Origin of the sequence: Humidesulfovibrio sp. (genome assembly GCF_030689645.1) — a bacterium.
In the GTDB taxonomy this organism is placed as follows: Bacteria; Desulfobacterota; Desulfovibrionia; order Desulfovibrionales; family Desulfovibrionaceae; genus Humidesulfovibrio.
Window position 1 is genome coordinate 1 of the sequence record NZ_JAUYFU010000003.1, and the last position, 14,208, is coordinate 14,208.

Consider the following 14,208-nt stretch of genomic DNA (forward strand, 5'->3'; position numbering starts at 1 on the left):
CGTTCCGGGCAGAAAATGGTACAGAGGCTTCTTCTCCACCGGGTCCACGTTGAGGGCCGCAGGCAGACCGTAGACCAGGGTGACAAGCTCGCCGCCGCGATTCTCGCGCACGGCACAAATGCCGCGTCCGCCAGGCTTGATAACGCAGAAGTGGCTGCACAGGCGGCACTGCGCTACTCCGTTCTTGAGCGGCTTCCACAGCCGGGCCGGGTAGAAAGCTGACAACGACATCGCTCACCCCACAATGCTGTAGCTCTCAAGGCGAAACAGAATGACAAGCCTGACAAACAAGCTACGATCCGTCGCTATCTTCCTGAGCGCTAAACCTAGCAACTATGCTTGTTGCCAGAGGAATAACTTTCTTTGCGAACGCTTCAGAAATAGGGTCTGTACCATGCGCTGCTTTATTTCTTGCCTCTCGCATTTGCTGTAGCCCTTGCATTAATTCTGGAGTCAGTACCTCAGAAATAGCCGAATTAGAAAACCAACGACCTTGGCTTGTGCTAATCCCTTTGCTCAGCATAAATCTCAACGCAGAGACCTCAACGGCCTTAAATGCTTCGACGACTGCCAAATCATAATATCCAGTTCCCAACAATTTATGTGCACGCTCAACAAACAACACCTCATCTTTTGAATACTTCTCAATAGTGGATTGAGCCTCACGGCTTCCAATCCTTCCCTGCATATAATACACAACATAGAAAGAAGATGCGCCAACAATGACATTTAAAATAGCCAGGACAGTATTTATAGTTCTAACGTTGTCGATATACAAGTTCAAAGCGAATGAAGCAAAAAACAAAACAACGTAGAGAATCGGAAGCACAATCGCTGCACCGTAAAACGAATTCCCGACAACAGATATAAACCGTGCACCTTTATCAGTCAGGAGTCGGAATCCAAATGCGTAGACAGAAATCGCAAACAATCCTGATACGCAGTAGTAAAGCTGAGAGACGCTAAGAAACCATTGAAAAAAAATGAAACCACTCTCACCAATGTGGCTCAGAATTGGATGGAATGAGAGCAAAACCGCTAGAAGTGCAACGGTAAAAGCAATCTTTTGTTTATCAAAATCCGTCATTTATACTACCATACTCAGCCGAAGTTCAGGATGACCGAAAAGGCTCCAAAGCTGGCCCACACCGGGTCGCCCACCGCGAGGTTCAGGCGGCGCACGCTCTCATGGGTGATGACCGCCGCCAGCATGGTGCCGTCGGAAAGCTGGGCCACCACCTCGGCGGCCACTTGGTCGCCCTGGGCCTCGCCCGTGAGGATGCGGCGCACTGTGGCCGGGTAGCGGTTGGCAGCGCTGGAGCGGGGCTCGTCCTCACCCGCAGAGATTTGCACCCAGGGGGCCTTGATATCTGCGGTGGCCAGCACGCCGGGCTTTATGCCCAGGCGGTCCACGCTCTCCCGCGTGACCACGCTGGTGACCTTGAACCCGCCCAGGCTGGTGATCTCCACGCTGGCCACCACCGGGCCCTCGACGACCTTGCTCACTGCGCCGAAGAAGCGGTTGCGCGCGCTGGTCTTGCGATGCTCTTCGCGCTTCAGGTAGGCCTCCACGATGTCGCTGGCCTCAATGTCGGAATAGTCGGAAAAGGCGGCGGTGAGGTCTGCCGACGAGTGGCCCAGCAGGCGCTGCACCACGGGCAGGGGCACATCCTGGCGCATGAGCTGGCGCGCGCGTGAGCGCCGCAGCACGCTGGGGCTGGCCAGCTCCCGCGGCAGGCCCGCAGCCTCGGCCCGCTCGTAGAACTTGCGCCGCACATGGCCCTGGTCCATGTCGAAGAGACGCGCTGCGCCGGGCGCAAGGCCCAGGTCGGCCAGCGCCTCGCGCAGGGCCTGCGCCACATCCGCTGGCAGGGGCACCTCGCGGCCATCCTGCCCGTTGCGGCCAAAGCGGGCCGTGGGGCGCTCGCTGTCCAGGTCCAGGTCGCGGGTGGGGTCAAGGCCCAGCACCTCGCCCAGCCTCGCCCCAGTGGAGCGCAGCAGCAGAAAGATGAGCCAAAGCCGACGACGCGAAGCCTGATCCGCCTTGCGGCGAGAGGCGTCCATCCAGGAACGGAAGGACTGCTCAAGGGCCGCAACCTGCGCTTCGTCGAGGCTGCGCGCCTCGGCCAGGGCCGGAGCGGATGAGGAATCTTCAGGCATCGTCATGGCTCTCGCTGGGTTATGAGATTCAGGAACTGCAGAACATTAGGGCGAAACAACGCTCCTGCCAAGTCCCGAAACGACCAAAGTGCTCGCAAGAAAACTCGCACACCTCGCCAAATAATGCGTGACAAATATTTCAGGCGCAATTATTCTTCAGTCACGAAAATATATGAACGCGTGATAGCAACGCAAGCAAAATTCCCCAACCCGTCGCGGCGCACGCCGCCCGGCATTCCGCAGGAGGCCGCCATGCTCTTCGAGGTCGCAGGCATTGAGGTGCAGCCCTGGGTGCCCCCGCTGGTGTCCCTGGTCATTTCGTTCTTCACCTCCATGGGGGGAGTCTCCGGGGCGTTCCTGCTCCTGCCCTTTCAGATGAGCGTGCTAGGGTATGTGAACCCCTCGGTGAGCTCAACCAACCAGTTCTACAACATCGTGGCCATCCCCAGCGGCGTGTGGCGCTTCATCCGCGAGGGGCGCATGGTCTGGCCGCTGACCTGGGTGGTCATTGTGGGCACCCTGCCCGGCGTGTTCATCGGGGCCTTCCTGCGGGTGCAATACCTGCCCGACGCAAAGAATTTCAAGCTCTTCGTGGCCTGCGTGCTTTTGTACATCGGCGTGCGCATGGTGCGCGACCTCATCAAGCAGATGAAGGGGCAGGCGGGCGGCGCCAAGGCGGCGGAGGAGCGCTTCCAGGCGCAGGTGGCGCGCTTCCGCGAGATGGCCAAGAACAAGGAGGCCCATGGCGAGAAGCTGGCAGCAGTGCGTGTGGTGCGCTTCACCAGCACCCGCATCGCTTATGAGTTCTACGGCGAGACCTACGACGTCTCCACCTGGGGCATCCTCTCCCTGTCCTTCATTGTGGGCATCATCGGCGGCACGTACGGCATCGGGGGCGGCGCAATCATCGCGCCCTTCTTTGTGTCGTTCTTCGGCCTTCCGGTCTACACCGTGGCCGGCGCGGCCCTCATGGGCACCTTCATCACCTCCGTGGCCGGGGTGTGCTTCTACCAGTTGATCGCGCCCTTCTACCCCACCATGTCCGTTGCCCCCGACTGGATGCTGGGCTTCCTGTTCGGCATCGGCGGCATGGCGGGCATGTACCTGGGCGCGCGCTGCCAGAAGTTCGTTCCCGCCCGGTACATCAAGTGGATGCTTTCGGGCCTTCTGGTGTTCCTGGCTGTGAAGTACGTGACAGACTACCTGCGTTGACACGCTTAAAAGGGAGACGCGCAAGCTTCTGCCTGCGACACGCGGGTGCGCCACACATCCCGCTGGCCGCAAAACTCGTCTCCCTCCTGGGAGCCCCAGCCTACCGCACGAACCGGGCTGGGGCTCCCCTTTTGCCCCCTTGCCTCCGCCGCCGCCCTGCCCTAGCATGAGGCATAGCCCTTTACCGGAGGCCCCGTGCGCCGACTCCTCGCCTGCCTGATCTTCTCCCTGTGTCTGGCCGCCGCCCCAGCCAGCGCCGAGCCCGCCGCCCCCTTGCGCGTGCAGCCAGGTGATCAGGCTGTGCCGGGAGACGCCTCCTGGCCCCTTGGCGCACGCTTTGAAAACGGGGCGCGCCTTACCGTAAGCGCCGATGACGCCACGCCCGGCGGCTTCCGCATCGATATCGCCCCGCCGCCCAACCAAAAGCCAGGCCCAACGCGCGCCTGCCTTGGCCTCGCAAGCACAACGCGGCGCGACCTCTACAAAACCCGCGCCGTGGAGTTCCGCATCAAGGCGTCGCGGGCCGTGGCCGGAATCCTGGTGGTCACCAGCTCCAACACCCAGGACAACAATGCGCGGGACCGCTTCTTCGGCAGCTTCGTCATCGGCGAAGAATGGAAAACGCTGCGGCTGCCTTACGGCGCTCTGGCCCCGCTGACCGGGTGGGACACCGAGGCTCAGCGCCTGGGCCTGCGGCCCGGCGATCTGGTGCTTCGTCCAGACAGCGTGGAGGATCTCTGCATCGGCGCGGAAGCGGGCCGGCTGCCGGAAGGCCCGCTCAGCATCAATATCGACGGCCTGCGCTTCGTGCGCTAACCCAGGTTTCCTGGCTTTCGCTCCTAAGGGTTCGGCCCCATGCGCACCAGCCGCATGCCTGTGCTGGCAGGCTTGCAGCGGTCAGACTGGTAGCAACGGAAGGTGCAGCGCACGCAATTCGCCTCGCCGCCCCACCAACCGCCACGCGCCACGCGGCCCCAGCCCGTGGTCTGCACCGGGTTGTTTCGGCCATGCCGAGCGTAGGCGTCCTTCTCGTACATGTCCTCCACCCACTGGTATACGTTGCCGCTCATGTCATACAGCCCCAGGCCATTTGGCTCACGCAGGCCCACGGGATGCGTGGAGCCCTGGCTGTTGGCCCGGTACCAAGCCACTTTGGCGGCATCGGCCCCTCCAGCGAACATCTCATGCTTGCCCCCGCTGCGGCAGGCGTACTCCCACTCGGCCTCGGTGGGGAGGCGATAGCGCTCCGCACCCTTGGACAGGGCCGAAAGCCGTGCCGCAAATCGCTTGGCGTCATCCCAGGAGATGGAGTCCACCGGGTGCCTGTCGTCAGCTTTGAACTTCGAAGGATTGTCGCCCAGCACCTTGGTCCACTGAGCTTGGGTCACCGCATGCTTGCCCAGCCAGAACCCGTCGACACAAACCTCGTGCACCGGTTTTTCGTCGGAATCGGCAACGCCAAAGGTGTCGCCCATTTTGAAACAACCTTGAGGCACCCACACGAACTCCATGTCCGTCGCCGGGTCAGTCCACGCTGGCTGCCGAGCCTGAGCAGACAAGACCGACACAGCCAGAAGCACCGCCGAAAGCCCCAGGCAATACAAGCTGCGCATCGCACCCTCCCTTGGATATAAAACTCTAATGCCACCTCTCTCCATTGTCCTGTATCGCAAAGTAATCCAGGTGACAATGCTCTTTAAAATGACCATTTTAAGTATGATTTACCCAGCTCACGACAACACTTCAGCATGAAGCAAGCGCAAAATACAACATAAGCCTTTACACATAGAACAAATAAACGACGACTCTCCTTGTATGCATTAAAACAGCAACTACGACCCAATGCCTCCAGGGGGAACAGGTGAATTCCGCCTCCTCAACACCAAGCCGAACTCACCTCTGAGCACGGTGCATGACATTTGCCGACGACCAGCCGCGAACAAGTCGAAATCACGGCGCTTGGCCCGCATCGCAACCAACCAAACTCTATCAATTCCTACCTTGCCCTCCCGAACCAAAACCGTTAGCGTTTACGATCTACAGCGCTAATGAGATCCCTGGTTCAGCCGATACACACTCTATGCCTTAAGAACGCCTCCCCCGGGCGCGCTTTCTGCGAAAAGCCGTACTCAATGAGGAGCCGCCATGCTGCGCGACACTGTCCTGAACGCCAAGACCTCCGTAAAACTCTACTCCCTTTTCGGGTGCATAATCGCCCTGTTCGTGGGGGCCGTATTCTTCGTCTTCCTCCCATACTACGAAAACGACCTCCTCAAAAGCCGGCGCGACAGCCTCACCGACACCATCGACCTGGCCTCCAGCCTTGTGGCCGAGTACGAAACGCGGGTGCAAAAAGGCGAGTTCTCGCCCGAAGAAGCCAGGAAACGCGCCGCCACCCGCCTGCGCAACATGCGTTACGGCAACAACGAATATTTCTTCATCACCGACAGCACACGCCCCTTCCCCACCACCATCATGCACCCAACTGTGCCCGCCCTTGAAGGCAAGGTTCTGGACGACGCGAAGTTCAACAAGGCCACGCAATTCTGGCTGAGCGACGACATGAACGCCCCTGCCCAGGACTTCCCCGGCGGCAACAAGAACCTGTTCCAGGCCTTTGCGGAGGTGTGCGAAAAGTCCGGCCAGGGCTTCGTCGGCTACGCCTGGCCCAAGCCCAAGAAAGAGGGCGGCGTCACGGCCGAGTCCTACCCCAAGATATCCTTTGTGCGGGAGTTCAAGCCCTGGGGCTGGATCATCGGCACCGGACTCTACGTGGACGACATCCACGCCAAGGTGGTGACCCTGCGCACCTGGCTCGCCGGAATCATGGGAGCTCTCGTGCTGGTCATCGGCGGCATAGTCTTCCTGCTCGTGCGCATGATCTCGCGCCCCATCTCCAGTCTGTGCGTGGTGGCCGGAGACATCGCCGGAGGCAATCTGAACGCCCGCGCCAATGAGGCCTTCCACGGCGAAATGGGCACCCTGCAACAGGCCATGGACCAGATGGTGGCGACCTTGCGCGACAAGATCGGCGAGGCGGAAAAAAGCATGCGGCAAGCCGAGGAAGAGGCCCAGGTGGCCCGCACCGCAACCGAAGAAGCCGACGCAGCCAAGCATCGCGCCGCCCAGGCCACCCGCGAAGGACTGCTCCAGGCCGCAGCCAAGCTGCGCGACGTGAGCCAGTCCATCGGCCAGGTGAGCCGCGACATTTCCGGTCGCATCGACACCTCGCGCCGGGGCTCGGATTTCCAGAAGGACCGCCTGGCCGAGACGGCCACAGCCATGGAAGAGATGAACGCCACAGTGCTGGCCGTGGCCAGCAGCGCAGGACAGGCGGCGGAGGCAGCCGACCAGGCCAAGCAAAAGGCCCAGTTGGGCGCAGGCGTGGTGCACAGCCTGGTGCTGGCCATCCAGGATGTCTCGGTCCAGGCCCAGGGCCTCAAAACCAACATGGCCCAGCTTGGCAAGCAGGCCGACGGCATCGGCCAGGTCATGGGCGTCATCAACGACATCGCGGACCAGACGAACCTGCTGGCCCTCAATGCCGCCATCGAAGCTGCGCGGGCGGGCGACGCCGGGCGCGGCTTCGCTGTCGTGGCCGATGAGGTGCGCAAGCTGGCCGAGAAGACCATGACCGCCACCCGTGAGGTTGCGCAGGCCATAGGCGGCATCCAGCAAGGCACGCGCGACAACGTCAAGAGCGTGGATTTGGCAGTGGCGCGCATTGATGAAGCCACCGGGCTTGCCAAGGACTCCGGCGAAGCCCTCACGGGCATCGTGGCCCTGGTGGAGAGCTCCTCCACCCAGGTGCGCTCCATCGCCGCCGCCAGCGGCGAGCAGTCCACCGCAAGCGAAGAGATCAACCGCTCCCTCGACGACATCAACCGCACCGCCTCCGAAACAGCAGAGGCCATGAGCGAAGCCGTGGACGCCGTCACCAGCCTGCTGGCCCAGGCCGAGAACCTGCTGGCCCTGATGCGCGAGCTGGAGAGCGCCTAACTTCGCAGGCCCGCCCGGCACCGAAACTGCACAAAAAAGCCCCCGGAGCTATCCGGGGGCTTTTTCATGTGCCGCAGGCAGGGGGAACCGAAGCGCCCTGCCCTGGGCCGAAAGTCACGGGGAAGCGCCTGCGGTCATCCAGCTTGGGCTGGGGCATTGGTCCAGCACCCTGCCCAGGCCCCTCAGGGCCACTCAGTCCTTGTCCGCCCCCCCCGATCCGACTGCACAGGCGCAGCCTTCGAGCCATAGAGAGGGATCAGCTCCCCTTTTGCGTTTGCGGCCTAACGCTCCATGCTGGTGCCGATGGTCTCCTGGGCGCGGTCGCCGTCCAGCGGACGGGAGAAATAGAAGCCCTGCACGCATTCGCAGCCAAGGGCCTGCAACATGACCGCCTGGGCGCTTTCCTCCACGCCCTCGGCCACCACGTCGAGCCCCAGGCTGTGCGCCAGGGCGACGATGGCCCGCACGATCTCCTGGTTCTCCGGGTCGAGCCCGAGCCGGCCCACAAAGCTGCGGTCCACCTTGAGGGTGTCCACCGGGAAGCGCTGCAGGTATGAGAGGGACGAATACCCGGTGCCGAAGTCGTCGATGCTGATCATGACGCCCAGGGCCTTGAGCCGCTTGAGCATAACCAGGGCGCTTTCGGCGTTGACCATGATGTTGGACTCGGTGATTTCAAGCTTCAGGCGGTCGGCGGGCAGGCGGGTGCGGCGCAGGATCTCCGACACCTGCTCAACCAGGGTGTGCTGCGAAAACTGCTTGTTGGACAGATTTACGGCCACGAAAAGCTTGCGGGCGGCGGGGTCGCGTTCTCGCCAGGCGGCCAGGTCGGCGCAGGCACGGGTGAGCACCACGCGGCCCAGGTCAAGGATGATGCCGGTCTCCTCGGCCAGGGCGATGAACGACCCCGGACCGACCATGCCGCGCTCCGGGTGCATCCAGCGCACAAGGGCCTCGAAGCCCACCAGACGCGTGCTCGAAAGATCCCAGATGGGCTGATAGTGGACCACGAACTGTCCCTGCTCCAAGGCCATGCGCAGTTCCTGCTCCAGAGTCAGGCGCTCCACGGCGTGCAGCATCAGCCGCGGGGTGAAGACCTTGAACCGGCCCCGGCCGCTCTGCTTCACGGCGTGCAGGGCGATGGCCGCGCTTTGCAGCAGATCCTCGGCGCGGTCAAAGGCGTTGGGCGAAAGCACGATGCCGAAACTGGCGGCTGTCTGCACCTCGCGTCCGGCCACGGGCACCGGCTCCATCACCGCCTCGCGCAAGCGCTTGACGATGCGGATGGCCTCGCCCGGCGTTGCCAGCTCTTCAAGCAGCAGGATGAATTCGTTGCCGCCGAACCGGGCCACGGTGTCCAGGCCGCGCAGGGTGCCCACAATGCGCCGGGCAACCACCTCAAGCACCTGGTCCCCCACGGCGTGGCCCAGGCTGTCATTGATGATCTTGAAACGGTCCAGGTCCATGACGACGACTGCGTAAAACACATCGTCGCGGCGCTTGCAGCGCTCCAGGGCCTGCTGAATCCGATCCAGGGCCAGGGTGCGGTTGGCCAGGCCGGTGAGCGCGTCGTACAGGGCCTGGTGCCGCAGCTTGGCCTCAAATTCCAGGCGCTCGGCCTCGCGCGTGTCCAGGGCCAGCGCCATGTCGTCAAAAGATTCTGCAAGCTTGCCCAGCTCGCCCTCGCCGTGCCCCAGGCCGGAGCGCGCGGTGAGATCGCCGTCGCGCACGCGCTGGGCGGCGGCCATGAGCCGGTCCACACGGCGCATGATAAGCAGGTTGCCGAGCACAGTGGCCAGCGCGGCGGCCAGCATGGTCGCCCCCACCATGAGCGCCACGTTTCGCCTCTGGATGACCCGGGCTTCGGCCAGAGCCTTGGCCTCCGGGATGCCAACGCGCAGAAGCAGGAAGGACTCGTCGCCCTTATGCGCCCGCAGCCGCTTCACGGCGTACAGGCGCCGCACGCCGTCAGCTCCCTCGGCCAGGGTCATGCCTTCTTCACCAAGGCTCAAAAGCCTCAGCCACATGGGCCGGAGCTCTTCCTGGCCCACCCAGCGCTCGGTATCGGGATAGCGGTACAGGCGCAGACCCTTGGCGTCTGATAGAGCCATGGCCGAGCCCTCCGGCAGGGAGGCGGAGTCGAAGCGCTGGGCCTGGGAGCCCAGGTCGAAGCTGGCCGACACAATGCCTGCCAACTCGCCCTTCGCGCCGAGCACAGGCTGGGCGAAATGGATAACCGGCCGTTTAGCTGTCAGGCTCACGGCATACTCGCCCCGGGAAAACGCATGAGTGCGCGACACTTCCTTGAAATACCTGCGGTCAGAGACATCCACCTCGTCGATGCATGGGGAAGAACAGGCTAAGACCTTGCCAGAGGTGCTGACGAGCTCCATGCTTGCGTAGGAGGGATGCTGAAGGTTCAGCTGGGTCAAAAGCGCCGAGGCTCCAGCCTTGTCCATCTGGCGGATGGCGGGCACCTGGGCCAAGGTGGTCAAAAGCACTCGGGCGTGCTCCTCCACCTGGGCCAGGTCGTCGGCCATGCCTGCGGCAAGGTGCATGGTGGCCTGCGAGGCCTTGTCCACAGCCTGTCGCTCAAGCTCCTGGCCGCTCCACCAAACCAAACCCAGGGCAGGAATGGCGGCGGCAAAGACAAGCAGCAGCAGATGCGTTCGTATGGACCAGGTGGAAAAAGACCTCATGCGTTCCCTGCCACACCGAAATCTGCATTCCGGGCGGCCTTCCTCGCAATGTTTATGGAATGCCCAGCCCTACTCAAACTTTATGCGTAAGTCCAGACAGCTAGCGCGCCGCGCCGAACAATCGTCGGAATTTACGTAGCAGCCGTTCCCTTGAATGCCGGGGCCAAATTCCCCCGTCCATGAGCACCGCTTCAAATAGCGACAGGATTGCCAAGAGTTGGAGGCTATGTCATAAAACAGCAAGGAAAGGCACAAGATTCCTGAAGCGACCGCAGCCAACCCATTGACCAAGCGAGGCCTATGAAACTCTCCGCCAAGGCGCGCTACGCTGTACGCATCCTCCTTGATCTGGCCATCCACGACGAGCACGGCCCCGTCCGAACTGCCGACATTTCCGAACGCACCGGCGTTTCCGTGCGGTTCATCGAACAAATTCTGAAACCCCTGAAAAAGGCCAATCTGGTGCAGAGCACCCGGGGCGCATCCGGCGGCTACGTGCTGTCGGAAAAACCGGGCGACATCAGCCTGGCGCGCATCATCCGCATCATCGAAGGCAACCTCTGCCTTACCCAATGCTGCGAGAACCCCAAGACCTGCCACCGCTCGGACAACTGCCGCAGCCACCGCGCCTGGATCCGCGTCACCCAGGTCATGGAGGCCGAACTGGAAGGCATAACCATCGGCGACCTGCAAGGCGACGCGATCATGAACAGCTCCCACGGCTGCGCCTGCTAGATATCCCCGGCCCCCCTCCGGGCCGGACTTCTCCCCATCCCCACCCCCCTTTGCGCAAATCCCGGCACCAGGCCGGGATCTTTTTTTTGCGCCCACGCATGAGGTGGGGGAATCAAGTCAACCAACTGAAATAGCGTAAAAATATTTTATTTTGCGCCGTTTTTCACAATTACCTTGACGATTGGGGGGCATTTTGTTTATTCCCGACTCGTCTAATCGTGATTGAATCTATCGCCATTAATTCTATCGCAATTAAAACTATCGCTATTGTCGTAGTCGCCATTAAACGAATCAAGCCACCCTGCGGCCAGCTTTAGAATCCGGCGGCAGGCGAACACTACGGGAGAGGCATGAAACCCACAGCGCGCACCTGCCACGCCACGCGCATCCTGCTCGAACTGGCCTACCACGGCACCGAGGCACCCATGCGCGCTTCGGTGCTTACAGCGACCATAGGCATTTCCATCAAGCTTCTGGAAAAAATCATCCGGCCCCTCAAGAGCACAGGGCTCATCCGCAGCGTGCGCGGCGCAACTGGCGGCTATGTTCTGGGCCGCCGCCCAGAACAGATCACCCTGGCGGATGTGCTGACCACCATGGAGGGCGCAGTGTTCAAGCCCCAGTGCTGCGAATCCGACGCGGACTGCCTGCTCATGGAGGGCTGTCCCACCGGCAGCGTCTGGATCGACATCGCCCGGCACATGGAGATGAAGTTCCGCGCCACCACCCTGGCCGACTTCATGACCGCCCCCCGCGACACCTGCCCCTCGCGCTATGCGCGCACCAACCGCGCCGCCCGCATGGGCGCAGCGCCTGAAACGCTGGACGAGCCGGCCCCAACACGGGTCCGCAACCGCCTCGCCAGACGGAGGAAACCGGGGAGCGGGCTGCCCGCCCCGCGCCCAACCGGGCGGCCCCGCCTTGTTTGACCCCAGGATGTTTCACTTTTCCATGCACCTCTAAAGGAGAAGATCATGAAGAAACTGCTCATTCTCGGTTCCGGTGCCGGCGGCACCATCGTGGCCGCCAAGATGGCCAAATCCCTCGGCGACGGCTGGAAAATCACGGTCATCGACCGCGACTGGAAGCACCATTACCAGGCGGGCTGGCTGTTCGTTCCCTTCGGCGTGTACTCCATGGACGACTGCGTGAAGCCCAAGAAGGACTTCATCCCCGAGGGCGTGACCTTCGTGCAGGACACCATCGTCAACATCGACCCGAACACCAAGCAGGTCAAGACCGAGAACGGCATGTACGACTACGACTGGCTGGTCATCGGCACCGGCTGCCGCATCATGCCCGACGAAGTCGAGGGAATGATGGACGACTGGCGCGGCAACATCCACGACTTCTACACCCCCGACGGCGCTCTCGCCCTGCAGAAGAAGCTCAAATACTACAAGAAGGGCAAGGTGGTGCTGAACATCGCCGAAATGCCCATCAAGTGCCCGGTGGCCCCCCTTGAGTTCGTGTACCTGGCCGACTGGTTCTTCACCGTCAACGGCGTGCGCAAGGACATCGAGATCGAGCTCGTCACCCCGCTCACCGGCGCTTTCACCAAGCCCGTGGCAGCCGGCGTGCTGAACAAAATCTGCGTCGAGAAAAACATCAAGATCGTGCCCAACTTCGAAATCGCCGGCGTCAACGTGGGCGACAAGACCATCGAGTCCGTCAAGGGCGAGACCGTTGACTACGATCTGCTGGTTGCAATTCCGCCCAACTTCGGCGCTCAGGTCATCATGGATTCCGATCTCGGCGACGCCATGGGCTACATCGACACCGATAAGCACACCCTGAAGGCCAAGAACATCGAGAACTGCTACGTCATCGGCGACGCCACCAACTGCCCCACCTCCAAGGCCGGCAGCGTGGCCCACTACCAGGCCGACATCGTGTGCGCCAACCTCCTGCGCGAGATCGACGGCGAAGAGCCCCGCCCCGACTTCGACGGCCACAGCACCTGCTTCATCGTCTCCGGCTACGAGCAGGCCTTCCTCATCGACTTCAACTACAAGGTCGAGCCCCTGGAGGGCAAATACCCCTTCCCCGGCCTCGGGCCCTTCTCGCTTTTGGGCGAAAGCCACTTCAACTACTGGGGCAAGATGATGTTCAAGTGGGTGTACTTCAACCTGATGCTCAAGGGTCACGAACTGCCGCTGGAATCCCAGATGTTCATGGCTGGCAAGATGCGTCACCACCTGACCAACGCCTAAGATGCAGGAGAGCACCATGAGTCAGGACGAACTGGTTCTCAAACGCCTGGAGGGCATGGAGGCCCAGCTGAAGCAGCTGGTCGACGCCTCCCAGGGTTGGCAGGAGCTGAAGCATGATCTGACGCCCATCGTTCACGACGCCTTCAAGACCCTGATGAAGGAGTTCGGCGACGTGGAGCAGGGCTTCCAGCTTGAAGACGCCTTCGCGCTCCTCAAGCGCTTCATGCGCAGCATCAAAAACATCACTTACGTGCTGGAGCAGATGGAGAACATCATCGACCTCTGGCACACCATCGAGCCTCTGCTGCACTCCGCCGTGCCCAAGGGCATCGAGTTTCTGGACGAGATGGAGCAGAAGGGCGTGTTCCGCATGTACAAGGCCATGGTGGAGGTGCGCGGCAAGATGGCGCGCGCCTACACGCCGGAAGACATCGAGGTCATGGGCGACGGCTTCGTGTCCATGCTGGGGCTGATCAAGAAGCTCAGCACCCCGCAGGCGCGTGAAATGCTGGAGAAGCTGGCCGACATGATGGGCGACGTGGACCTGAACTCCTGCAAGGAGTGCGGACCGCTGGGCCTGGTGGCTGGCATGAGCAGCAAGGAAGCCCGCAAGGGTCTCGGCGTCATGCTTGAGTTCACCAAGAGCCTGGGCAAGCTGAAGGACTAAAAAGACCTGGCCGGAGGCGTCCGACACCGCCTCCGGCCCACGGCCAACGCGCGCGGCCCGGCCAACGCCGGCCCCCCCGGAAGCCGGGCCGCGCTTAACCACCACCAGCCGCTGATGCGCGGCAGGAGGCAGCCATGCAGAAGAAGATCCTCATCGTGGACGACGATCCCGCCGTGGTCGACTTCCTGAACGAGATTTTCACGGACAACGGCTTCGCCACCGAGAAGGCCTACAACGGGGCCGAGGCCCTGGAGAAAATCGCGGCTTTCGCCCCGAATCTCATCACCCTGGACATGGACATGCCCGAAAAGGCCGGAACCATGTTCTACATCGGCCTGCGCAAGAACGAAGCCTTGAAGGACACCCCGATCATCGTCATCAGCGGCGTTGGCCCGCGCCCGCCCGCGCTCACCAAGGACATCCCCGTGCTGCAGAAGCCGGTGGAGCCTGCCGCCCTTCTGGCCCTTGTGGGAAAAATGCTGAACTAGCCGCACCGCTGGCGGGCGGGAGGAAGCGGCATGCC

General features: G+C 62.1%; 12 protein-coding genes and 1 pseudogene. 8 read left to right on the top strand and 5 right to left on the bottom strand.

The genetic code is table 11. The features are described 5' to 3' along the window. From Q8O35_RS00285 to Q8O35_RS00295, 3 genes and pseudogenes are all read right to left on the bottom strand, one after another. Positions 1-231: pseudogene (locus Q8O35_RS00285) on the bottom strand (radical SAM protein); the annotation flags it as partial. Positions 232-292: 61 nt separating this feature from the next. Next, positions 293-1,087, bottom strand: a complete 795-nt coding sequence (locus Q8O35_RS00290) for a hypothetical protein (protein ID WP_305569049.1) — start codon at positions 1,085-1,087, stop codon at positions 293-295. A gap of 14 nt (positions 1,088-1,101) precedes the next feature. Further along, on the bottom strand, positions 1,102-2,166 hold the full coding sequence (locus tag Q8O35_RS00295) for a TOBE domain-containing protein (RefSeq protein WP_305569051.1): 1,065 nt from the start codon (positions 2,164-2,166) through the stop codon (positions 1,102-1,104). A gap of 246 nt (positions 2,167-2,412) precedes the next feature. On the opposite strand from Q8O35_RS00295, the gene Q8O35_RS00300 reads away from it, so the two are divergent. Together Q8O35_RS00300 and Q8O35_RS00305 are read left to right on the top strand one after the other, a co-directional pair. Next, positions 2,413-3,372, top strand: a complete 960-nt coding sequence (locus Q8O35_RS00300) for a sulfite exporter TauE/SafE family protein (RefSeq protein WP_305569053.1) — start codon at positions 2,413-2,415, stop codon at positions 3,370-3,372. Positions 3,373-3,567: 195 nt separating this feature from the next. Then, entirely contained in the window at positions 3,568-4,188 is a 621-nt protein-coding gene (locus Q8O35_RS00305; protein ID WP_305569055.1) for a hypothetical protein, read from the top strand. Between the two features lie 23 nt (positions 4,189-4,211). Here Q8O35_RS00305 and Q8O35_RS00310 read toward each other — a convergent pair whose 3' ends face one another. Next, on the bottom strand, positions 4,212-4,985 hold the full coding sequence (locus tag Q8O35_RS00310) for a formylglycine-generating enzyme family protein (protein WP_305569057.1): 774 nt from the start codon (positions 4,983-4,985) through the stop codon (positions 4,212-4,214). 532 nt (positions 4,986-5,517) lie between these two features. Between Q8O35_RS00310 and Q8O35_RS00315 the strand changes: the two genes are divergently transcribed. After that, positions 5,518-7,371, top strand: coding sequence for a methyl-accepting chemotaxis protein (locus tag Q8O35_RS00315; protein WP_305569060.1), 1,854 nt, complete (start codon positions 5,518-5,520; stop codon positions 7,369-7,371). A 281-nt stretch (positions 7,372-7,652) separates the two neighbouring features. On the opposite strand, the gene Q8O35_RS00320 is transcribed toward Q8O35_RS00315, so the two are convergent. Continuing rightward, the gene (locus Q8O35_RS00320) at positions 7,653-10,070 is read right to left on the bottom strand and encodes an EAL domain-containing protein (RefSeq protein WP_305569064.1); all 2,418 of its coding nucleotides are present in this window, start codon (positions 10,068-10,070) and stop codon (positions 7,653-7,655) included. Positions 10,071-10,370: 300 nt separating this feature from the next. Here Q8O35_RS00320 and Q8O35_RS00325 point away from each other — a divergent pair, with 300 nt between their 5' ends. The 5 genes from Q8O35_RS00325 to Q8O35_RS00345 all read left to right on the top strand — a co-directional run bounded on the left by Q8O35_RS00325 (position 10,371) and on the right by Q8O35_RS00345 (position 14,173). Further along, positions 10,371-10,805 (top strand): Rrf2 family transcriptional regulator, encoded by a 435-nt coding sequence (locus Q8O35_RS00325; protein WP_305569066.1) that lies wholly within the window; start codon positions 10,371-10,373, stop codon positions 10,803-10,805. 350 nt (positions 10,806-11,155) lie between these two features. Next, positions 11,156-11,734: an Rrf2 family transcriptional regulator gene (locus tag Q8O35_RS00330; protein WP_305569068.1), complete on the top strand. Its 579-nt coding sequence runs from the start codon at positions 11,156-11,158 to the stop codon at positions 11,732-11,734. A 45-nt stretch (positions 11,735-11,779) separates the two neighbouring features. Further along, the gene (locus Q8O35_RS00335) at positions 11,780-13,018 is read left to right on the top strand and encodes an NAD(P)/FAD-dependent oxidoreductase (RefSeq protein WP_305569070.1); all 1,239 of its coding nucleotides are present in this window, start codon (positions 11,780-11,782) and stop codon (positions 13,016-13,018) included. Positions 13,019-13,034: 16 nt separating this feature from the next. After that, complete coding sequence (locus tag Q8O35_RS00340; RefSeq protein ID WP_305569072.1) at positions 13,035-13,685, top strand: DUF1641 domain-containing protein; 651 nt, start codon at positions 13,035-13,037, stop codon at positions 13,683-13,685. Positions 13,686-13,819: 134 nt separating this feature from the next. Beyond that, positions 13,820-14,173: a response regulator gene (locus Q8O35_RS00345; RefSeq protein ID WP_305569074.1), complete on the top strand. Its 354-nt coding sequence runs from the start codon at positions 13,820-13,822 to the stop codon at positions 14,171-14,173. Positions 14,174-14,208: the final 35 nt, after the last annotated feature.